The following is a 21270-nucleotide window of genomic DNA, read 5'->3' as shown; positions in this document are numbered from 1 at the left end:
GTGAGGCTGTAACAAAAGTCAAAATTGATTTTTGTTACAGCCTTTTTCTAGCAATTTTTCGATGATTTTACAAACAGGTGAGGTGAGTGAGATGAAAAAACAAAAAAAGGACAGAAAAAAAACAGATATCTTCATGATAATTGTTCTATTTCTTGGTATTGGTTTATTTTCCTATCCATTTGTTAGTGATGCCGTTAATAGTTATTTCGATCAACAATTAGTTCAGTATTACCAACAAAAGGCCAATAACGAAAATGAAGAAGCAGTTGCCAAACTGAAAGAGAAACAAGATAAACAGAATGCGGAGTTAGCAAAAGATGGAAATAATCCTGGAGTAGCAGCATTTAATGATGCGGTAAGTAATGAACAGCAAAAGAAAATCAAAAAAGAACAATCTTATTTAAAACAGCATACAATTGCAACTTTAACTATTCCAAAAATCAAAGTTAGTTTACCCATTTTTGATCAGACAAACGAATTGTTTTTACAAAACGGTGTTTCCTTGCTTGAAGGTACAAGTATCCCTTCTGGTGGTCCAAGTACTCACAGCGTCTTGTCAACTCATCGAGGATTACCAGAAGCTAAACTATTTACGGACTTACCTAAACTAAAAAAGACAGATGTTTTCTATATTGACATCAACAATGAACGACTAGCTTATGAAGTTGACCAAATAAAAACGATTGAACCTACAGACACTCAAGACTTACTGATTCAAGGTGGAGAAGACCTTATTACCTTGATGACATGTACCCCTTATATGGTCAATACACATCGTTTGCTCGTTCGGGGCCACAGAATCCCATATAAGCCAGAAGCGGAGAAAGAAATCAAAGAAACTATCAACCACAATCGAAACAAATTATTTATTTGGATAGGTGGAATAATTTTAGCCGTGTTACTTAGTCTTTTCATTTTTAGAAAGATCAAAAAGAAAAGAACACATTAATCAATAAAAAGCGTGAGTCAGACTACTCTTGGAAGGAGCCTGCTTACGCTTTTTTGATTGTAATTAACCATTCGTGCTTTCTTGAAGAATTCCTTCAATAATTTCTGATAAAAAAATAGTTTTCATTTCGTTTTCGACTGATTGTTGTAAAAAAATATATTTCTGATCCAATACTTTTTGAATATTTCCACCAACTAAGCAATTTGGGGCAGTATTTTTATCTGAATGAAAAATTGCTGGGTCTTTTTCGACCGCTTTATAGATAGTAGCTAATGAAATTTCTTCCGGTGGCATTACTAAAGAGGGGGCAGCCTTTCCTGATTCTGTTTTAATTAGGTTTGCTTTTCTCAAATCACCCATGATTTTTCTAACAGTTACCGGATTTGTTTGCACACTTTTGGCAATTGCTTCACTGGATAAATCAGTTCCTTGAAAAATTTGAATATAAGCTAAGATATGTATAGCATCACTAAGTCGCACTGAATACTTCATTCGATCACCTTTTCTTTTTGTTTGACATCTATACTTTTATTATATATTATTTACCTGTAATTTACAAATATACAGGCAGGAAGTATTATCTAGAAAGGGGTATCGTATGAAAAAAATTGGTTTATTTTTATTAGCAATTAGTATGGGCACGGTTTTGTTAGCTGCTTGTTCATCTCAAAATAAAGAGGAAAACACAAAAAATAATTCAAGTAACGCCACAACAATGACAAAGGAGGACACAAAGATGTATACAGAAACGAACGGGCACAATATCACATATTACACTATGAATCCAGATGAAGTGTTTGGGGCTACTGCAACAATTATTGAAAAAAACGGTAAAGGCTTATTAGTAGATACTCAGTTTTCAAAAACAGACGCAGAAAAGATTTTAAAAGTAGCTAAAGACAAGAACATTGATATTCAGACAATTTATATTTCTTATAGTGATCCAGATTATTATTTTGGAGCAAGCCAAATCAAAAAGAAATTTCCAAACGCTAAACTTTTAGCTACAGCTTCTAACATTGAAAGAATCAAAGAAACTTACAAGGCGAAGCTTTCTGTATGGTCGGATACGCTAAAAGAAAATACACCCGACGAAATCATTATTCCCGAAGAAGTGAAAGATTCAATTAGCTTAGAGGGAACAGAATTCTCAATTTTTGGCAGCGATAGAAAGGAACAAACACTTTACAATAAAGAAGATGACTTACTTTTAGGTGGGATTCTTGTTTCTACAGGTAGCCATTTATTTATGGCAGATACAAAAACGATTGAAGCCCAAGAACAATGGATTACAGACCTTGATGAACTAACTTCTTTGCAGCCTAAAGTAGTTATTCCAGGGCATTTTGAACAAGGAAATGATTTTTCAGCCAAAAATATTGAATTTACCAAAGACTATATTCAAAAATTTATTGAAGTAGAAAAAGATAGTCAAGCAAGCGCAGAGATTATCGAAAAAATGAAAAAAGCTTATCCAAATTTGCCAGATGGAAGTTTAGAAATGAGTGCTAAAGTTGTGACTGGAGAAATGGACTGGGAATAATCTTATCAAATAGCGAAGACGTCTAAATCAGGAAGTTTCTTCACAATATTGAAGACAAAAAGATGATGACCTATATTTGGAGATAAAAAATTTAGAGATATAAACTCTTTTCGTTCGAATAAGTTGCTATCAACCGCTTATCAGAACAAAAAGAGTTTTTTTATATATTAGATACAAAAGCAACCACCATTTTCATTCCATATATCTATTAGAAAACGAGAATAAGATAACCCCTTATCTTACTAAGTATCTCCGTTACCAAAGTGCCAAATAAATGGTGGAACATGACTTTTGATTGTTCTGGATGAAATCAAAAAACGGCATAAAAAATAGAGCGGATGAATCCACTCTATAAAAAGTCTAACTTTTCGGGGTCACTACAGGACTTCGACGTTATTTTTTACTCTTTTTTAATTACTTCTTGTTGCTCTTTTTTTAGATGTAGAGGAATTTCTTTTACTTTTAAAATGTCTAAAAAGAAAGTGAAAATCGGAATACCCACGATTAGTCCCCAAACACCAAACAAACGCTCACTGACTAATAGTACGATAAAAGTATAAAAAATCGGTAATTCTGTTTTGCTAGACATCAATTTAGGATTCAATACATAAGACTCGATCAAGTGGACAATCAAAATCGTGATTAAAATATAAACAACATCTCTGATTCCTCCTTGCGAGTAAGCAATAAATGACAATGGAATGCAAGAGATAATAACACCCGCTACTGGAATCAGGCTCAAAATAAAAATCATGATCGCTAAACTAGGTAATTGAGTGAATCCAAATGCAGCTAAGGCAATTGTCGTAATCACGGTGTTCAAAACAGCAATCACAAATTGTGCCTCCAAAACTAAGCCAAACGTGTTAACAAATTTATCTGCGAAATAATAAATATCTTGAAAGAACCAAGCAAACTCACTTTTCAAAAAGAGTCGAGAAAAAAGCACTGTTTTTTTCTTCTCAATCATGAAAAAGAAACTCAAAATAAAGGACATGGCAAACGCTACAGCTAATTTTCCAAGATCTTGTAGATAGCCAATAGCAATAGATGCACTATTTTGCACTTGTTCAAAAAAATCATTGCGTTCAATATAATTATGAACATAGGTTAGTAGTGGATTATCATCTTTAGGTTGCTGTTCATAAAAGTGAATAACTGAACCAACCATATCAAAAGTCTGATGAATCAAGATAGGGATATACTTCGTTAGTGCCAGATAAATCATGTAAACCACTATCGAATAAATAACTACTGTTAGTGCTGCAGTTGGTATCTTAACAAAACGCTGAATAATCTGAACAAGATGAATCATTAAATAGGTAAAGATAAAGGTGAGCAAGACCGTAGTAATCATTGCTTTAGATAAGAAAAGTAGTAAGATAACTGAAAGTAGAACAGTCAACCTACGAATTTTTTCATTTGCCAAAAATCGTTGGTAAAAAGACAATCATACAACCTCCCAGAAAATTATAGTACGTAACAAACTCATTATAGAATGAACAAACTTAAAAAGAAAACCGTTAAAAGTAACATTAGGTACTTTCTTATCAATTCCTTACTAACATCTAAAAAAGAAAGGGTTTACATACAAAAGAGTTATGTCATACTACTAAAGAGATCTAAATATATAAAGTAGAGGTGCAGACAAAATGACAAAACTAACAGATTCCTTACCAATTTCCACAGAACGAGGTTTATCAATTGATATTGGTCGCAAATTTTATTCACCAAATTTTTTAAAAGATCTACTTGATTACATGGCATCACTAAAAATGAATGCGTTACAGCTTCATTTTTCGGACAACGAAGGTTTCCGAATTGAATGCGAAACTGTTCCAGCGTTAACTTCGTCGCACTACTTATCAAAAATAGAAATCAAAGAATTAATCGCTTATGCTAAGCAACTGGGAATCGAAATCATTCCAGAATTTGATAGTCCTGGTCACTTGAAACGACTACTTAGTATTTATCCAGAATGGCAGATGGAACGTTTAGGAGAAGACTCAGATGTTTTCCCTTCAAACCGTGCAATAGATATCACAAATCAACTGGCAGTGAATAAAATCAAAGAAATTATCAAAGAATATTTAGAACTATTCCATGATTCACATTATTTTCATTTAGGAGCAGACGAATATATTAGTTTTGATGAATTAGATCGCTATCCTCAATTAGCGAAAAAAGCAGAGGAAATTTATCAGAATCCTGATAGAACCTATGATCTATTTATTGATTATATCAATGACCTAGCAACTCTAGTTGAATCAACTGGTAAAACTGCACGTATCTGGAATGATGGAGTTTACAAAAAGAATCAGAAAGCGGAAAGCGGCCTGAAGAAATCAATTCAAATCACTTATTGGACAAATTACAATGCACAAATGGCAGATGTTCAAACCTTTTTTGAAGAAGGGCATCAAGTGTTAAATTTCAATGATAACTATTTTTATTTTGTACTTGGTGAAGGAGCGGGCTATCGTTATCCTACTGGAGATAAAATAAAAAAAGAGTGGAAGCCAACGATTTTTTCTGGTAATCAACAGATTACAGAGGAGCAACTAACTAAAGTACCTGGAACATATTTTGCCATCTGGTGCGACTTCCCAGATGCATTAACGGAAGAGGAAGTATTACAAATGATTAAAGAACCACTAAAAGTGCAACAAACAATGCTCTGGAATGATCAGCTAGCAACAAAATAAAGTCATTCATTCTCATTACTTTTCTATAATATTTCATAATAAAAACTATTATAAATATCATCTTTATAAATGAAAAATAATCATTTATACTTTTCATGAAAAGAAAACTACTAGAAAGAGATGATTATATATGATGAAAACAAGTAGAAAAGTCGCAATTGTAGGTACAGGATTCGTTGGAACAAGTATTGCCTATGCGATGATTAATCAAGGGATTACAAATGAATTAGTTTTAATTGATGTTAATCACGAAAAAGCAGAAGGAGAAGCACTTGACTTGCTAGATGGTATGGCTTGGGGCGAAGAAAATATTGCTGTTAAATCTGGTGACTATACTGAATGCGCAGATGCTAATCTAGTAGTCATCACAGCAGGGATCAATCAAAAACCTGGTCAAACTCGCCTAGACCTTGTTAAAACAAACGCGACTATCATGCGCGAAATAGTTGTACAAATTATGAATGCTGGATTTGATGGTATCCTTGTGATTGCTTCAAATCCCGTAGATATTCTCACTTATATTGCTTGGCAGACATCTGGATTACCAAATAATCGTGTGATTGGTACAGGAACAACTTTAGATACTACTAGACTAAGAAAAGAAATCGCATTGAAATTACAAGTCGACCCAAGAAGTGTTCACGGCTATGTTATGGGTGAACATGGTGACTCTGAAGTTGCTGTCTGGTCTCACACAACAGTAGGTGGCAAACCGATTCTCGAACTAGTAGAAAGTGATTCTCGCCTAACAAAAGGTGAGCTAACAATAATTGCTGAAAAGGTTAAAAATGCAGCCTACGAAATCATTGACCGAAAAAAAGCAACATACTATGGTATCGGAATGAGTACTACTCGGATTGTAAAAGCCGTCTTGAATAATGAGCAAGCCGTGCTACCAGTTTCAGCTTATTTATCAAATCAATATAGTCAAAAGGACATCTTTACTGGGGTACCTTCTGTAGTAGATGAAAATGGTGTCCGTGAAATAATCGAATTAGCTATCACAGACGAAGAACAAGAGTCATTTAATCGCTCTGTATCTGAATTACAAGCTGTTCTAGATACTGTAAAATAATAATGTGGTGAAAGGGAAGAGGTGGAGCTCTTCCCTTTTTTAGTTATGATATTCTTTCAAAAGCCCTTTTTGCAAAAGTTCTTGCTTGTCTTTAAGATTAAGTAGATTTTCTTGAAAGTTCTGTGCATACATGACTGAATAAAGGGTATTTAGCACATAATCAAAAGCAATCTGAGAAGAGAAAGTAGCGACTTTTGCAAAGTCATATTCATCTTGAGAAATAACTAAACTCATTGTCGCTTTCTTTGCCATTTCAGAATGTTCGTTTCCTGTAATTAGCAAAGAAGGGGTACCCACATAGTTCAAGTAAGCCAATATCCGTTCATAATGGTGAATACGACCACTATAGCTAATAAAGATCGCACAATCATTTTTCATCAGATTAGCAGCATTCCATGAAGAATCACTATACTCTTCAGCAAGAATCAAAAATTTATTAAGCTTAACTAACTTATTTTGAAACTTCCTTGCAGTAATCTGGGAATCTCCTTTTGCGAATAAAAACATTCGGTTTGCTTTATTTAACGTCGTTGCTATCGTATCTAATTCTTGTCCTTCAATTTGTAGTTGCGCTTTTTTTATTGTCTGAACAGTAAGGTCTGCCATTTTCTTAGCAATCGTTTGAGCATTATCTTCATGTGAAAATGGAAAATTTGGATCAATCACATGATTAAACTGGGCTACTAGTTGATGAACTTCACGTCCTAATTCAAAGCGAAATTCTTTAAAGCCTGTATAACCCATTTTTTTACATAAACGAATAATAGCTGAGTGAGAAGTATATGTAGCTTTTGCCAGTTCCTCAATCGTTAAATAGACGGCTTCTTCAAAATGTAATCGGATATAATCTGCAATCCGCTTCTCTGTAGTAGTAAATGTTTCTTGTTCGGCTAATTTATCTTCAATCAACACGCTTTCAACCTCCTAACGTCTTTATCATCTTACTAACAAATGACAAGGTTGGCTACTAATTCCTAAAAATTGGTACTTTTTTTCAAAAAACGGTTAATTTCCAGTGAAATTCAGAACATTTTTACCAAAATACGTGTACGTTAAGACTTTGAACACAGGATTCAGTATACTTGGCGTATCAACTATATAGGAGGTTTATTTATGTTAACAATTGCTTATCTGGGAAATGGAAAGAGTACAAATCGTTATCATTTACCTTTTTCTAGAAAATTATCAGACAAAATAAGAATAAAAAAAATTTACTCACCAAGTGAACCAGCCTGGGAAACTTTTGATGATATCGAGTACACTACAAAACTAGCTGATTTATGGAACGACCCTGAGATTCAATTAGTCGTTATCACGACACCAAGTCAATTTCATTATGAATATGCCAAACTTGCACTAAGACACGGCAAAAATGTTTTAGTTGAAAAACCTTTTGCAGAAACTTCTAAAGAGGCAAAAGAACTCTTTTCTCTAGCTAAAGAACAAGGATTGTTTATCCAATGCTATCAAAATAGACGTTTTGATTCAGATTTTTTAACTGTACAAAAGGTAATTGAAAGTGGCAAACTAGGAGATATTTTAGAAATCGAGATGCATTACGATTATTTTCGACCAGAAATCCCTGAAAGCACCACTACGTTTTCTATAGCAAACAGCTATCTTTACGGACATGCGTGTCACACAGTAGACCAAGTTCTTTCTTACTTTGGTGAACCAGACGACATTCATTATGATGTTCGCCAATTATTAGGAAAAGGTCGGATGAATGATTATTTTGATTTAGATTTTTTCTATGGAACAATGAAAATCTCAATAAAATCAAGTTACTTTAGAATCAAAGAACGTCCTAGCTTTGTTGTTTATGGAAAAAAAGGCATGTTTATCAAACAAACGAAAGATCGTCAAGAAGAACATTTGAAAATGTTTTATATGCCAGATAACGCTGATTTTGGAATAGATTTACCGGAACATTTTGGTGTTTTAACTTACATGGATGATAAAAACATCTATCGTGAAGAAAAGGTGACTTCAGAGATAGGTGATTATGGCCGTGTATATGACGGTATTTATGAAACATTAATCAATGGTGCAGAAAAACTCATTAAAGATGAAGAAACCATTTTACAAATGCAGATTTTAGAAAATGGCATTCGTTCTATTCAAGAAAACGAAGAGAAAGAATAACATTTATATTCAAAAATTTAAATTAAAGAGATCCTTTTTGACAGTCTATTTATTCTTAGGTAAGATAAATAAGAGAACATGATAATTTTCTGGAGGGACAAAACTATGACTAATTACGATGGTGAAAAAGGAAAACGACTAAGAGGATCAATGGCACCAAAAACAGATGATGAAGTAGCTTTGGCTGGCACTAATTCTGGCGAAACACAAAACAAACAAGAAGCATTATCTGGAACTAACTCTGGAGAAGAAAAAACAGTCGCATTATCTGGATCAAATGCGGTTGAAGATGACACAAAAGAAGAACCAAACAAACTTGAAGAAGTAGTTGAAGAAGTCATAGAAGATGTCAAAGAAAAATTTGAAGAATTGACATCAAAAAACAAACATTCTAAATAAACAAAAATAGGCTGAGGCAAACGTAGCCTCACTTAAATAGAAAAAAAGCCTAAAATTCGTTTCTCAGAACGTTGATTTTAGGCTTTTTTTAATTGGAAAATGTGTTGATAACGACTGGATTTCTAGTTTTCTACCCGTCTCTTTATTCTAAAGACAAGGCACTAAACGCTAGTGCCTTGTCTTTTTTTATTTATGTTTACACTATTAAATTTGATTCCTTTCGCGTTTTGCTAGATAGGGCATAACGAACCCTAAACCAATCAAAACAACAATTCCAACAATATTGATGATTAATTCATGCCAAAAAAGTGATGAACCAAAAGCGGCATCCTGTGGTAAGACACCAAAAAGCGTTGCAATTATTGTTACAGCAAAACACCAGACACCAACGGCAACAGCAAATCGGTCGTTTTTGATAAACACGTACTCTGATTGGTATTTTTGACTATTTAAACGGATTTTGATAAACGCAAAGAAAATCCAACAAGTCACACCTGGAGAAATAATCCCATTCAAGTTCAATAACCAGTTAAAAATATCATTCATTTCTGGCAAGAAAACACCCAACAATAGAATAAAAGCACTTAACGCAGTTGTTAGAATATATCCATTAATTGGTAGACCATCTTCATTTAATTTTGTTAATTTTTTAGGCATGAATTCTTTACCTGTATCTGAGATAAGCATTCTTGTCATAGCATCAAGTAAAACTGCAAGCAGCGCACACATATAAATAATTTGTGTCACCGCAAAGATATACATCAAGCTATTCCCCATATGAAAAAACTCACCTAGACGTTGAAAAGCATAATAAGAACCATTCATCTTTAGATTATTCGGTAAATGGTGCGCATCGAAGAATACACCTAAAGAAAAAGAACCAAAAACAGTTAAGAAAATAGTCATAACAGTTAACATAATCATTGCTTTAGGAAATTCTCTCTTCGGTTTACGCATTCGAGTAACGAAAGGCGCAACTAATTCTGCTCCATTAATTGCATAAATCAGTAACCCAATCGTTGTTAAGTAATGCAGATCAAATTTTGGCAAAATTGTTTTGAAATTCATTGGTTGTGTTTCAATGTGTCCATTTGGCATAAATAGAGAAGTAAAGGTCATAATAACGAATAAGATTGTCATCACAAACATTGCACCACCGCCAATTGTGCTTAGAACTTCTAAAGACTTCTTGAAATGACGTTGCAAGAAAATAAATGCCAAGAAAATAACAAATGTCAGTAAAGCAAATAACGAATTAGACATTGTGTCTTCCATCGAATCATTTCCATTAATCAACCAACCAAAACCAACTACCACTGCATTAGCGGTGTCAACAACATAGGGGATAGAAGCAGCCCAATAAGTCCATGCCGTAAAGTAGCCAAGTTTATCACCACTTGTACCACGAACCCACGAACTCAAACCACCACCTTCATGATTAAAGACAGACCCCAGCTGACCAACCATCAATGAATAGGGAACAACGTATAGTATTAACAAAATAACCCATGAAGTAATAACACCCATGCCTTGATTAGCAAAATTATAAATAATATCATCAAACCCAATAACCGTAACAAAAGACATTAATGCCAACACGGGCCACGAAATAAAATTTTTCTTTTCTTCCATATACATAACCTCCAGCAAGTATTATAATCTTATTTTTCTGAAAATAGTATGAAAGACAATCTGTGTTTCACTTAAAATATAGCGAAAGAACACAAAGAGAACTAAAAAATAAAAATCATCTATAAGTTAAGAAATAAAGCGATTAAAAAAATCAATCTGCAAATTTCACTAAATAATCAAATAGTTAAGGTTGAAATCCCAAAAACGTTTAAACATAATCAGTAGTTTTTCGATTAAAAAAGTTACAATAATTGTATTGATCACAATACATAAAGATAAATCATTTTTTATAGTATTTATGTTGAGTAAAGATAAAAGCAACATACAAAATTCATGCAAAATAATTTTTAAATGTTGTATTCAGTAATAATTAGCTAAAATTAATATAAAACAGCAATTATTTGATTAAAAGAGTGAATCTCATTCTTGTAATCTACTTTGTATAATATATATTATGTAAACTAAAATAAATTTAAAATTTAAATCGCTGTACCAACCCTCCCTTTGTTCCTAAATTAAGCATTATTTGACGAAAATCATTCGTTTTTGTTTTATATACGTAAAATACAGTAAAATTTGTGTTTAAAATTCTGACGTATACTTGTCTTGGTAAAAATGTTTTAGATTTAGCTTGAAACTACTTAATTTCTGAAAAAATGTACCCAAATTCCGAAAATTCGTAGTCAATATTGTCATTTGTTCGTAGGATAAACATAAGATTTGCGAATTCACAGGTTTTTGGCGTGCTTGGTGGATTAATGGAATCATTTATACAGCTACAAAATTACCAATTAGAATATAGAAAATAATCAAAAAAACTGGTTTTAGACATATAAAGTGGATTTATTTTATTATCTGTGTCTTGATTGATTCAGACTAATTAAGCCATCAAAAGAGGAATCTTGGGATACAATTCCTCTTTTGATGGCTTTTTAGGCTACTGACAATAATATATAATTAAGCATTGTAATGTTAAAACTTCTTAATCTAAAAAGAGAGTTTCAAACATTCTTTAGAAAGCTGCTGTCACCTGGTGAAAAATCTCTTTGATTACAGGCAAGAAATAGATCACTCCGGCAGCTCCTAGAACTAAGAATAGTTGTTTTCTTTGTTTTTTTCGTTTCAGCATGCTTGTTGTTTTATGAAAAAAGTACAAAGCACTTTTTGCTAACGCTGTTACTGTCGATAAAATCAATGTTGGTGAATAAGCTGTTTGCTTTTCCGAAGTAACAGCTAGTAATTTCGTCCCATAAGTTGGATACTTGATAAATGCTTGATATAGCGCAATTAAAACAATTACCCCCATTGAATAATTTAGTAATGAATGAATTTTTCGCAAAAACGGTACCTCTTATCTTTATTATTTTATAAATATTTTTATTTTTGTTTTCTAAGTGTTAAAGTTCTCACTTTTCGGAATAAATGTCTTTACTCTGATTGTGACTCTTTTTCTGAATTTGCTTTGTCCATCCATGGGAATTCGAAGCCAATTGTTAGATCCGCTTTTAATACTAAAACTGCATCGAACTTTCCTTTTTTACCAGTAAATCCTTTGATTACCTTGCTGGTCTTTCTTTTCGATAAAAGCTCACGTAGGTTCGTCTTAGTCAGTTTCTTTTTAGCGACTATTGGCCATAATTTGAAGTCACATTCTGCGTTGAGACAACTTGCAATCTTAGGATACAACATCACAACCCCTTTTTGACACTTTGGACAGCGACCCAATTGATCGTTCTTCTTCTCCATCGCCTTAATTTGACGTGTACCGCTAACTTCCTTTGATAAATCAACTTGTTGGATTTGTTGCGGAACTGAATCTAGCAAATGTAAAATAAATTTTTTGATATTTTCCAAAAATACTTCAGGAGTTCCTTGGTTCTCTCCAATTTTTCGTAAATACCCTTCCCAACGCGCAGTCATTTCGGCACTGGTCAATAGTGGTTCACTTGCGACAGCTTTACATAAAGTGATACCTTTTGAAGTAACAAATAGTTCATTTTTCTTTACTTCGATATAGTGACGCTGCTTCAAATTTTCGATAATATTTGCACGTGTTGCTTCAGTTCCAATCCCTTCCACTTCTTTCAATATTTCTTGTGCTTCGTTATCATCTAATGTTTTCCCCGCTGTTTTCATAGCTGTAATCAGCGTCCCTTCATTGTAAGGTTTGGGAGGTTGTGTTTCTTTTTCGAGACGCTTCAATTCGACTTCAACAAGATCACCTTCTTGAATTATCGGCAATTTTTGCAGGTCTTTTTTCTTTTTCTTTCCAGTATTTAAGATCGCTTGCCAACCTTGTTGGATAGGTATTTTGCCAATACTTTTTAGTCTCAACTGATTTACAGCTGTCAAAATAGTTGTTTCTTCATAAATGTAGTTACTTGCAAACATTGCGAGCGTCGTTTGTAGCACCTGCAAATAGACCGCTTGTTGGAGACGCGAAAGTTTAGCAAAACGTTCTTTGGTCGGGATCGTTTTGGTAGGAATAATTGCATGATGTTCCTGTACTTTACTAGCATCAACGTAACGTTTTTTTGGAAAGAGTTCTGGTGTTTCAATCGTATCAATACCAAGAAATCCTTTATATTTTTCTAATCGCTGAACTAGATAGCGATGTTCATTATCAGTGATATATGGCGAATCCGTTCTGGGATAGCTTAAAAATTTACTTTCATATAACCCTTGAACCGCTTCTAAAGTTGATTTTGCACTAGCTCTCATCAACTGATTCATTTTCGATTGCAAACTAGATAGCGAAAATAATCGTGGACTACGTATTTGCTTTTCTTTTTTTTCTACCTTGTTGATTCGCCCTTCTTGAACACCCAAATGCGCACCTAACTTTTGCAATTCTTCTGTTAATGCTTCTGGTGTCTTGAAAGTTTTTTTGGGTTCCATTTTTCCGATGAATCGCCCATTTTGATGTCGAATTTCTCCCTCACCTTCGAAATAAGGTTCCTTTTTGAAATGATTGATTTCTTCTTGTAGTTTAAAAATCATATATAAAGTAGGTGTCTGAACTCTTCCTAGTGAAAAGCTACCATCAATTCCTTTATTTTGAAGCAACAAACTGTATAAAGGACTGCCATTCATTCCGATTAGCCAATCAGCATTTTGTCTTGCTTTTGCCTCTTTATACTTCGGGTAATAGTACTCACCTGGTCTTAAATCTTTAAAGCCATCATAGATTGCTTCTTTTTCTAAAGAATTAATCCATAAACGAAGATATTTTTTTTCTTTGGAAAATGCTTTTGCTTGACGAATAATCGACCAGGCAATCGCTTCTCCTTCTCGATCCCCATCAGTAGCAACAATAATGGTATTTGCAGACTGCAGCTCTCTTTTGACAATTGCAAACTGCGCTCTCTTATCCGTAGGAACTTCATATTGAAAAGTCTCAGGGAAAATAGGTAAATTTTCTAAGGACCATCTCGCCCAACGTTGATCATATGCTCCCGGTGGAACCATATCTACTAAATGGCCAAATCCATAAGTAATTGTTACTTCACCTGTAAATAACGGATCTTTGATTTCATAATAACCATCCCGTTTTTTTCGTTGTTGAAAGGCTTCAGCATAAGCTTTTGCTTGTGATGGCTTTTCAGCTAAAATGACTGTTTTCATAGCTTTCCCTCCGTTATTCAAGCTATTTTCGACTTACCTATTATGAAACAAATTCTTGAATCTGACAACCAAAAAAAGCCTTACCTCATCAAGAGTCTGATAAGGAAAGGCAAAAATACGTTCGTAGTTTCATAAAAATGAAGATTTATCCATTTAGACCATAAATTCAACAAATCTTTGATCCCAAATTTTTTCATAAAATGCAATTGTGTCTTGCGCACTCATAAATGCGTTGTCGTAAGTCGTTGTTAAAGAATGCAGCATCCTTACTTGATAGCCTAGGTGGTGCGCAACTTTGATTGACGTATCAATGCAATATTCTGTTTGTGCCCCACAAATTTCCAGCGTCTGAATATTTAACTCCATCAGCATATTTTGTAGCGCTGTTTCGAAAAAAGGATCCGCATGCGTTTTTTCTACATAACGCGCTTCATTTGGTTGAATAATTTCGGGAATGATTTTCCAAGCCGTTGTCCCTGAAATTAGTTCTTTATCGGAATGTTGAATAAAGATGATTTGCTTTTGTTGTTCTTTATATAAAAGTATACGTTCATTTACTTGTTTTGTTAGCAATTCTAATCCAAAAATTTCAGTTTTATCGTGACAAACACCGTTTTGTAAATCAATTACGACTAGTGCATCACATAGTTGTGCTTTCATACAAACGTCCCCTCGTTGTTTTCTACATTATAGCCGATTTAGTCCGATATCTGCCGCTGGCAACACGTATTCAAGCAAAGAGAAATCTTGATTATTATGCACGCGAATTTCCAAAGGGTTTAACTGTAGCAAAGGCTCAAGTTGCCGTTCGAGCATGATTGGCGAATGCGTACTAGTACTTCCGATATTCAATAACTCAATGCACACATCTGGTGATAAGTTAGAAGCAATCTTGGGTACATCTCTATTCAAAAAATAATCGACTAAAACGATGTCTCCTTGAAGTGCATGAATCATGTCTTGATTTTTGGCTAGTTCTACATAAACAAATTTCAACTTATTTTTCAAATCACTTGTCCGAACGTTCCGATAAAGCTGTTTGGTAATATGTTTTCCAAGTGATTGCGTACGAGTCACCAAAAAGACTGTTTTTTTCTTTAACATAGCTATCCCCTCTCTTTTTCAACACTATAAAACTATTTTCAGAAACATTACATTTATTTTCACTGAAAGAACGCTTTTTTTTACTTATTATTAATAATTGCAGTCGGTAATTCCTCAATTAGACACACAAAATTGCTTTAAGCTAACTTTAGGTTAACTATGTTAAAATTAATTAGAATGAAAAATGAGGTGAATCAATGATAAAGTTACTCATTGTTGAGGATGAAAAAGTTTTATCTGACAACATCAAAGAGATTATTAACGATCTTGGAGAAGTCGTCCAAGTTTACAATGGTAGTGAAGGGCTCTTTGAATTAGAAAGTGGTATTTATGACTTAGTTATTCTTGATCTGATGATGCCCGAAATGAACGGATACGAAGTTTTAGCCCAAGCAAGAAAAGCAAATATCCAGACGCCTGTCTTGATTTTAACAGCAAAAGATGGTTTAGAAGATAAAATCGAAGGGTTTGAAAAAGGCGCTGATGACTATTTAACTAAGCCATTTTATCGTGAAGAGTTGATTATGCGTGTCAAAGCGTTATTGAAACGTTCTTTGGGACTTTTTAATGAGCATTCACTTGAATACAAAGGTGTAACTTGTGATTTAAATCGTAATGAGGTCTCTTTTAAAGGCGAAATTTTACCAATTCAAGGAAAAGAATTTGAACTCTTAACTTACTTTTTGCAAAACAAAGGTATTATTTTAACAAAGGAACAGATTTTCGATCGGATTTGGGGATTTGATTCCGATACGACATTAACAGTCGTTGAAGTTTATATGAGTAATTTACGAAAACACCTGCGTGAAACGACTCTTGCGAAAGACATCAAAACACTCCGAAACGTTGGCTACATTTTACAGGAAGTGTAACAAAATGAAAAAAATAAAAGACAGATTTCCTAACAAGCAAAAAATCCGTTTCTTTTTAACTAATGTTACTGCTTTTGCTAGTATTTTTATTTTATTAGGCTTTATCACGCTTCAACTGTTGAACCAATCTGCCTACAGAGAAACTGATTTAAGTCTAACTCAAATTGATGCAAATTCGCGAGCCGTTCAGTTAGAAATTTCTCGTTATGAACAAGGAAACCCCTTTTTAGAAAATTTTCCTGGCGGACAACCCTTAAGTGATCCGGATAACAATCGTTTTAATACCCAAGTGATTTTGTGGTCTGCTTCTGGCGAGATTTTAAATAAAGCTGCTATTGGTGGCCGTTTAAATCAAATTCAAGGATTGAAATTGAATACCAAAAATCTAGATGTTATTCAAAGTATCGATTTATCTGAATCAGAGAACGATCATTCTTTGGCTTTTCGTTCAATTACACGTAAAGCTGAGTCCAATCAGAGCGAAATTGCTTATATTCAAGTATTAGCAAATACAAATCAGATTAAAGATTCTCTAGCTACCTTTCAAACTGTTATGATTATTTGTATGATCGTCTTCTGGCTGATTTCAATTGGTATTAGTTATTATCTATCTAACTTAAGTATGCGCCCTATTCTAGCTTCGTGGAAACAGCAAAAGGAATTTGTCGAAAATGCTTCTCATGAATTCCGAACACCTTTGTCTATTATCCAAAATAGCTTAGAACATTTATTTACAAAACCAAATCACACTGTTATCGAAGAATCAGAAAGTATTGCTCAAGCTTTAGCAGAAACTCGGCGACTTACTGGACTGACGACAGATTTATTAACGATTGCGCGAAATGATTCGAATCAACGGCTTTTATCAAAAACAGCTGTAAATATCCAGCCGTTCATCGCTCAATTAGTTAAGCCATTTCAAGAAATGGCCGAAATGGATGGAAAACATTTCTTGATTGCGAATAAGACCACAGCTACTGTCTTCATTGATGAAAAGAAAATCCATCAAGTATTAGTTATCCTACTTGATAATGCTTTGAAATACACTAGCCAAAGTGATTCTATCTTGATTGAATCACAAATAACTAACAAAGAATGGCAAATTGAAGTTAAGAATACTGGACCAAATATTTCCCCTGAAGAAAAAGCGCGAATCTTTGAACGTTTTTATCGTGAAGATCGTTCTCGTTCAAAAGAAACTGGTGGCTATGGGCTGGGTTTGGCAATTGCCAAGCAAATTGTCGAGCAGCATAAAGGGAAAATTTCTGTAAGGGATTATGAACCACAAGGTGTCATCTTCACTGTTGAATTACCCCTAAAATAAAAGAGTTCCGATAGAGATCAAATCAATTGATTTGATCTCTATCGGAATTTTTTATTTAGATATTTTAGTCAGAATTGTTTTTCCTGTACTAATACTTTCCTATTCCTGACTTTTGTTTTAGGATAAGAGAAAGAATCAGCTATCGTTTTGCCTGATCTCGTTAATAACTCATCTGCGTTTAGGATTGCTTTATCCAAAGCTGAAAGGAGAACAATTATGGATAGTAAAACTAGAAAACAAGTACAAGAAAAATTGAAACAAAGATTACAATTGTTGCCGCCAATTTTTGAACAGTTCTTGCTTGAAAACCGGGGACACTTATCTTTAAGTAGCCGTTATGAATATGCGAAAGATTTCCATTTATTTACCGATTTTCTAAAAGAAGCTTATCCAAATCAAGAAATGGATGATAAATTTATCTTACAATTAGAGAAACAAGATTACCTGAACTTTCTAGCTAGTATATATCGTCATACACGCTCTTTTCAGACAGCCGCTGAACAGCCTATCGAACAGACATTTAAAAATAATTATCATGGTGTTTCTCGGAAACAATACGCGCTCAACCATTTTTTGAAGTTTTTGTTTCAAAATGGCAAACTAAAAGAAGAAATTTCGTTGTTAGGGACCAGCACCCCAGAGACCACTTCAGCCGCACCACGTTATCTCTCTGCGGATTTATTACTTGATTTTGAAACACTATTCATACCATCTGCAGGATTTGACACAAGCCGAGAAGCTAGTTTTGAGAAGAAAAACCGACCACGCAATCTCGCAATCCTTGCACTATTGCTTTATTGTGGACTCAAAATTCATGAAATTGTTGAATTAAAGAGGAAAGATCTCCTGCTAGAAAAACAGCTGATCCAATTACATCGAAAAGAAAACCGGTTGAATCAAGTACCACTTCCCAATGAAGCATTCAGTTTGCTGACAGCGTATCTCACACTAAATGAATTAGCTGCGGAAGAATTTGTCTTTCAATCATCACATGACCAGCAGATTTCTCCTCGAACGATTCGGCAAATTTTAAGTAAAGTAACTGTTTATCAAAATCTTTCACCAGAGTTGTGTCGAAAAACTTTTCGTTATTATACTGAACAATATTTGGATGATCTCGACGCAGTTAACTATTTATGTGGCAATCGCTACCTTCATCAACATAATTTTCAAGAAGTCTATCAAAAAATGCTGGTATTTTCCTACCGCCAATTTAGCTAACATACCGATTTTAGCTAAATTGTCTAGAAATCAACCAGCAATAAAGCTTTTTTCACTTTGATTATCTTTTAGAAAGGAAACGCTTTGCTCTTTTATTCACAAAATAATCTGTTATTTTCAAAGCGTTTGTGCTACGATTATAGCGGAATTTGTAACACTTTTAACAAAAATTTGATGGAGTGTGACCTATGGAAACAATCGAATATTCCCCACTTAATTTATTTACTAATTACGAAGAGGCAGCAAAAAGAACACCAGATATTCCAATTATTATTGACGAACCTTTAGTTGCTTTTCCTGAGCTTGGATTTAAAAGCACTTACAAAGAAAGCTATGAAACCGTCTTAACACGTGCCTATCAGTTAGCAGCAATGGGTGTTGGGCTGGGCGACAAAATCATGCTATATAAAAGTTCAGCATTCGATACTTATTTAATGGCAGTTGCTGCTTCTTATCTTGGTGCTGTACCTGTGATGACTTCTTATCACTTACCTACAGCGACAATGGAAGTTTTCGTTGAGCGATTAGAAGATCCCTTTATCTTATTTGACGAAGTTACTGCTGAACGCGTAGCAGGGATTTCAAATGGTTCAAAAGAAAAGCAATTATCAGTGAAAGAATTATTGAACCAATCGGCAACGCCAGTTTCTCAACAAGAACTACCAAAAGATCAAATTGCCTACATGACACATACTTCGGGAACAACAGGCATTCCAAAATTGATTTGTCATTCAGCAAACTCTATGGGCTGGCGAACAAAATGGCAAAAAACGATTTTTACAAAAATTGCAGCAAAAGAACTAGTTGCTTTCCACATTTCTCCCGTCCACTCTCGTTTCAATATCGGAATTTCTTCTTTAATGGCTATGGGTTTCCCAATGATGCCATTAGCTAATGCACAGGGAGACCATGTGGTTAAAATGCTAACTGAAAATCCACCAATTGCACTAGAAACGCATCCAAATAACTTTGTTCAATGGAGTTTCGTTGCAAAGGAGGCACCAGAAGCTTTTGCTGGAATTCGTTACTACCACTCGACTTTTGATGCAATTAATAATCAAACGATGGCAACTTTTCTTGACACATCTAACACCAAGGATGCTATCTTTTTACAAGTTTATGGTCAAAGCGAATGTGGTCCAATGATTCTCAAAGCACATACATTGGAGTCACTAAAAACAAACGATGCTCGTGATATGGGCGTTGGTCTTGGTGACTTGACTAAGGCTCGAATCGCAGACGACCAGGGGAATCTCTTACCTATTGGCACAGATGGTCATATCCAATTCTTATCAAAAGGCCGCGCATTGACTTACTACAAAGAAGATGCACGTTTCCAAGAAAATGTTTATGGCGACTGGTGGGACAGTGGTGATTACGGTGTAATGAATGCAGATGGGCACCTTTTCTTAAAAGATCGTCAAGTTGACTTGATCGAAACAATCAATAGTACATTAGCAATCGAGGATTACTTACTTGACTCTCTTGATTTCCTTGCTGAAGTCGTAATCGTACGTGATAAAAATGATTCACCACAGCCAATCATTGCTTTAGCACCTGGAAAAGAAATGGATTGGGACACTTATTGGAGACAAGTTCATGAACTACCACGCTTGAATACGCCAATTATTCGCGCATTTGAAGATATTCCACGGACTGCAACAATGAAAGTCCAACGTCTGCAAATCGAACAAGAATTAAAAAATCAATAAAAATTTTTTAAACAAACTGATACTTTTGATAACGATGTTCTCTTCGTTGTCAAAAGTATTTTTTATTCCCCCGTTTTTACAAAATTGGCTGAGTTTCAAATCTGCCAATTGGCTGTTTTCATTTTATTTTACTTTCGCTATACTTGCTTTCATGGAGGAAAACAAGATGAAAAGAGTATTAACAATTGGCGGGTCTGACCCTTTCGCAGGTGGCGGAATTCAATCCGATTTAAAAACTTTTGAAAACTACCAGCTTTTTGGCTTAAGTGTTTTAACCTGTGTAGGCTTTTTGGATGAGCAAGGCGCATTCCAATTAGAAAATCTATCACCGAGACTACTGAAACAACAATTAGCTTCACTAACAAAAATGACGAGCCTTGATGGAATCAAGCTTGGCTTACTTCACTCAGAAGAAGCCATCACGATTGTACGTGATTTTTTGATACAAAATTCAGAACTTCCAGTTGTCCTAGATCCTGTCCTTGCGTTTAAAGAAACCAAAACGACTGAAAATAAACGTTATATGGATAAAATGATTTCTGAACTTTTTCCTTTAGCAACTGTGATTACCCCAAATTTAAAAGAAGCGGCTTTGCTAGCAAACCAAGATAAGTTGCGCTCACTAGATGATCTTCGCCACGCAGCTCAAATCATCCACGCTCTCGGAGCAAAACAACTTGTGATTAAAGGTGGTCAAGGCATTCATGGTGACTTTGCTATCGATTTATTTTTTGACGGCGAAAAAGAACAACTATTTACTCGTAAAAAATTAACAAAGTCAACTGTGAATGGTGCGGGTTGTACGTTTTCTTCTGCTATTTTAGCAAATTTATGCCAAGGAAACTCCTTACCTGACGCAATTGCGACTAGTAAAGATTATGTTTATCATTGTATTGAACACGGCATCTTGATGAATGATGGCTCCGGAAGTGTTTGGTCCGGAGGAAAATTAAAGGAGGAATAAC

At 34.4% G+C, this 21270-nt stretch carries 19 protein-coding genes; 11 read left to right on the top strand and 8 right to left on the bottom strand.

Annotated elements, in window-relative coordinates:
• The first annotated feature begins 91 nt into the window (after nt 1-91).
• A complete protein-coding gene (locus AB3I20_RS01030) occupies nt 92-949 on the top strand; it encodes a class C sortase (protein WP_067482033.1) in 858 nt (285 codons plus the stop codon).
• A 63-nt stretch (nt 950-1012) separates the two neighbouring features.
• Here AB3I20_RS01030 and AB3I20_RS01025 read toward each other — a convergent pair whose 3' ends face one another.
• The gene (locus tag AB3I20_RS01025; RefSeq protein WP_071868378.1) at nt 1013-1441 is read right to left on the bottom strand and encodes an Rrf2 family transcriptional regulator; all 429 of its coding nucleotides are present in this window, start codon (nt 1439-1441) and stop codon (nt 1013-1015) included.
• Between the two features lie 106 nt (nt 1442-1547).
• Between AB3I20_RS01025 and AB3I20_RS01020 the strand changes: the two genes are divergently transcribed.
• Nucleotides 1548-2492: an MBL fold metallo-hydrolase gene (locus tag AB3I20_RS01020; protein WP_075491602.1), complete on the top strand. Its 945-nt coding sequence runs from the start codon at nt 1548-1550 to the stop codon at nt 2490-2492.
• Between the two features lie 400 nt (nt 2493-2892).
• On the opposite strand, the gene AB3I20_RS01015 is transcribed toward AB3I20_RS01020, so the two are convergent.
• Nucleotides 2893-3942, bottom strand: coding sequence for an AI-2E family transporter (locus AB3I20_RS01015; protein WP_067482039.1), 1050 nt, complete (start codon nt 3940-3942; stop codon nt 2893-2895).
• 202 nt (nt 3943-4144) lie between these two features.
• On the opposite strand from AB3I20_RS01015, the gene AB3I20_RS01010 reads away from it, so the two are divergent.
• A complete protein-coding gene (locus tag AB3I20_RS01010; protein WP_368026834.1) occupies nt 4145-5197 on the top strand; it encodes a family 20 glycosylhydrolase in 1053 nt (350 codons plus the stop codon).
• 130 nt (nt 5198-5327) lie between these two features.
• On the top strand, nt 5328-6272 hold the full coding sequence (locus AB3I20_RS01005; RefSeq protein WP_067482042.1) for an L-lactate dehydrogenase: 945 nt from the start codon (nt 5328-5330) through the stop codon (nt 6270-6272).
• A 39-nt stretch (nt 6273-6311) separates the two neighbouring features.
• Here AB3I20_RS01005 and AB3I20_RS01000 read toward each other — a convergent pair whose 3' ends face one another.
• Nucleotides 6312-7184: a MurR/RpiR family transcriptional regulator gene (locus tag AB3I20_RS01000; RefSeq protein ID WP_075491608.1), complete on the bottom strand. Its 873-nt coding sequence runs from the start codon at nt 7182-7184 to the stop codon at nt 6312-6314.
• 201 nt (nt 7185-7385) lie between these two features.
• Here AB3I20_RS01000 and AB3I20_RS00995 point away from each other — a divergent pair, with 201 nt between their 5' ends.
• Together AB3I20_RS00995 and AB3I20_RS00990 are read left to right on the top strand one after the other, a co-directional pair.
• Complete coding sequence (locus AB3I20_RS00995) at nt 7386-8417, top strand: Gfo/Idh/MocA family oxidoreductase (protein ID WP_368026833.1); 1032 nt, start codon at nt 7386-7388, stop codon at nt 8415-8417.
• A 105-nt stretch (nt 8418-8522) separates the two neighbouring features.
• A complete protein-coding gene (locus AB3I20_RS00990; protein WP_067482048.1) occupies nt 8523-8816 on the top strand; it encodes an rRNA processing protein in 294 nt (97 codons plus the stop codon).
• Between the two features lie 204 nt (nt 8817-9020).
• Here the strand turns inward: AB3I20_RS00990 and AB3I20_RS00985 are convergent, their stop codons facing one another.
• From AB3I20_RS00985 to AB3I20_RS00965, 5 genes are all read right to left on the bottom strand, one after another.
• Complete coding sequence (locus AB3I20_RS00985) at nt 9021-10448, bottom strand: amino acid permease (RefSeq protein ID WP_071868385.1); 1428 nt, start codon at nt 10446-10448, stop codon at nt 9021-9023.
• Between the two features lie 1012 nt (nt 10449-11460).
• Nucleotides 11461-11754: a hypothetical protein gene (locus AB3I20_RS00980; protein ID WP_218658262.1), complete on the bottom strand. Its 294-nt coding sequence runs from the start codon at nt 11752-11754 to the stop codon at nt 11461-11463.
• A gap of 122 nt (nt 11755-11876) precedes the next feature.
• Nucleotides 11877-14072, bottom strand: a complete 2196-nt coding sequence (gene topB / locus AB3I20_RS00975) for a DNA topoisomerase III (protein WP_368026832.1) — start codon at nt 14070-14072, stop codon at nt 11877-11879.
• Between the two features lie 153 nt (nt 14073-14225).
• Nucleotides 14226-14732, bottom strand: a complete 507-nt coding sequence (locus AB3I20_RS00970) for a cysteine hydrolase family protein (protein WP_368026831.1) — start codon at nt 14730-14732, stop codon at nt 14226-14228.
• Between the two features lie 27 nt (nt 14733-14759).
• The gene (locus tag AB3I20_RS00965) at nt 14760-15176 is read right to left on the bottom strand and encodes a hypothetical protein (RefSeq protein ID WP_075491164.1); all 417 of its coding nucleotides are present in this window, start codon (nt 15174-15176) and stop codon (nt 14760-14762) included.
• A 197-nt stretch (nt 15177-15373) separates the two neighbouring features.
• Between AB3I20_RS00965 and AB3I20_RS00960 the strand changes: the two genes are divergently transcribed.
• From AB3I20_RS00960 to AB3I20_RS00940, 5 genes are all read left to right on the top strand, one after another.
• Nucleotides 15374-16048, top strand: a complete 675-nt coding sequence (locus tag AB3I20_RS00960) for a response regulator transcription factor (RefSeq protein WP_075491162.1) — start codon at nt 15374-15376, stop codon at nt 16046-16048.
• A 4-nt stretch (nt 16049-16052) separates the two neighbouring features.
• Nucleotides 16053-17372, top strand: a complete 1320-nt coding sequence (locus AB3I20_RS00955; RefSeq protein ID WP_368026830.1) for a sensor histidine kinase — start codon at nt 16053-16055, stop codon at nt 17370-17372.
• A 216-nt stretch (nt 17373-17588) separates the two neighbouring features.
• Nucleotides 17589-18593: a tyrosine-type recombinase/integrase gene (locus AB3I20_RS00950; protein WP_368026829.1), complete on the top strand. Its 1005-nt coding sequence runs from the start codon at nt 17589-17591 to the stop codon at nt 18591-18593.
• 188 nt (nt 18594-18781) lie between these two features.
• The gene (locus tag AB3I20_RS00945) at nt 18782-20305 is read left to right on the top strand and encodes an AMP-binding protein (protein ID WP_368026828.1); all 1524 of its coding nucleotides are present in this window, start codon (nt 18782-18784) and stop codon (nt 20303-20305) included.
• A 166-nt stretch (nt 20306-20471) separates the two neighbouring features.
• Nucleotides 20472-21269, top strand: a complete 798-nt coding sequence (locus AB3I20_RS00940; RefSeq protein WP_368026827.1) for a bifunctional hydroxymethylpyrimidine kinase/phosphomethylpyrimidine kinase — start codon at nt 20472-20474, stop codon at nt 21267-21269.
• Nucleotide 21270: the final 1 nt, after the last annotated feature.

The sequence above is a fragment of the Enterococcus sp. C50 genome (genome assembly GCF_040887505.1).
Lineage (GTDB): Bacteria > Bacillota > Bacilli > Lactobacillales > Enterococcaceae > Enterococcus_B > Enterococcus_B thailandicus.
This window is presented reverse-complemented; position numbering and strand designations above follow the sequence as displayed.

What these genes read in the sequence shown, in the direction of transcription:
- AB3I20_RS00990 (WP_067482048.1), top strand. Translation starts at nt 8,523, where the DNA reads ATGACTAATTACGATGGTGAAAAAGGAAAACGACTAAGAGGATCAATG.
- AB3I20_RS00940 (WP_368026827.1), top strand. Translation starts at nt 20,472, where the DNA reads ATGAAAAGAGTATTAACAATTGGCGGGTCTGACCCTTTCGCAGGTGGC.
- AB3I20_RS00985 (WP_071868385.1), bottom strand. Translation starts at nt 10,448, where the DNA reads ATGGAAGAAAAGAAAAATTTTATTTCGTGGCCCGTGTTGGCATTAATG.
- AB3I20_RS00945 (WP_368026828.1), top strand. Translation starts at nt 18,782, where the DNA reads ATGGAAACAATCGAATATTCCCCACTTAATTTATTTACTAATTACGAA.
- AB3I20_RS00995 (WP_368026833.1), top strand. Translation starts at nt 7,386, where the DNA reads ATGTTAACAATTGCTTATCTGGGAAATGGAAAGAGTACAAATCGTTAT.
- AB3I20_RS00950 (WP_368026829.1), top strand. Translation starts at nt 17,589, where the DNA reads ATGGATAGTAAAACTAGAAAACAAGTACAAGAAAAATTGAAACAAAGA.
- AB3I20_RS01020 (WP_075491602.1), top strand. Translation starts at nt 1,548, where the DNA reads ATGAAAAAAATTGGTTTATTTTTATTAGCAATTAGTATGGGCACGGTT.
- AB3I20_RS00960 (WP_075491162.1), top strand. Translation starts at nt 15,374, where the DNA reads ATGATAAAGTTACTCATTGTTGAGGATGAAAAAGTTTTATCTGACAAC.
- AB3I20_RS01025 (WP_071868378.1), bottom strand. Translation starts at nt 1,441, where the DNA reads ATGAAGTATTCAGTGCGACTTAGTGATGCTATACATATCTTAGCTTAT.
- AB3I20_RS00970 (WP_368026831.1), bottom strand. Translation starts at nt 14,732, where the DNA reads ATGAAAGCACAACTATGTGATGCACTAGTCGTAATTGATTTACAAAAC.
- AB3I20_RS00955 (WP_368026830.1), top strand. Translation starts at nt 16,053, where the DNA reads ATGAAAAAAATAAAAGACAGATTTCCTAACAAGCAAAAAATCCGTTTC.
- AB3I20_RS00980 (WP_218658262.1), bottom strand. Translation starts at nt 11,754, where the DNA reads ATGGGGGTAATTGTTTTAATTGCGCTATATCAAGCATTTATCAAGTAT.
- AB3I20_RS00965 (WP_075491164.1), bottom strand. Translation starts at nt 15,176, where the DNA reads ATGTTAAAGAAAAAAACAGTCTTTTTGGTGACTCGTACGCAATCACTT.
- AB3I20_RS01010 (WP_368026834.1), top strand. Translation starts at nt 4,145, where the DNA reads ATGACAAAACTAACAGATTCCTTACCAATTTCCACAGAACGAGGTTTA.
- AB3I20_RS01030 (WP_067482033.1), top strand. Translation starts at nt 92, where the DNA reads ATGAAAAAACAAAAAAAGGACAGAAAAAAAACAGATATCTTCATGATA.
- AB3I20_RS01005 (WP_067482042.1), top strand. Translation starts at nt 5,328, where the DNA reads ATGATGAAAACAAGTAGAAAAGTCGCAATTGTAGGTACAGGATTCGTT.
- topB (WP_368026832.1), bottom strand. Translation starts at nt 14,072, where the DNA reads ATGAAAACAGTCATTTTAGCTGAAAAGCCATCACAAGCAAAAGCTTAT.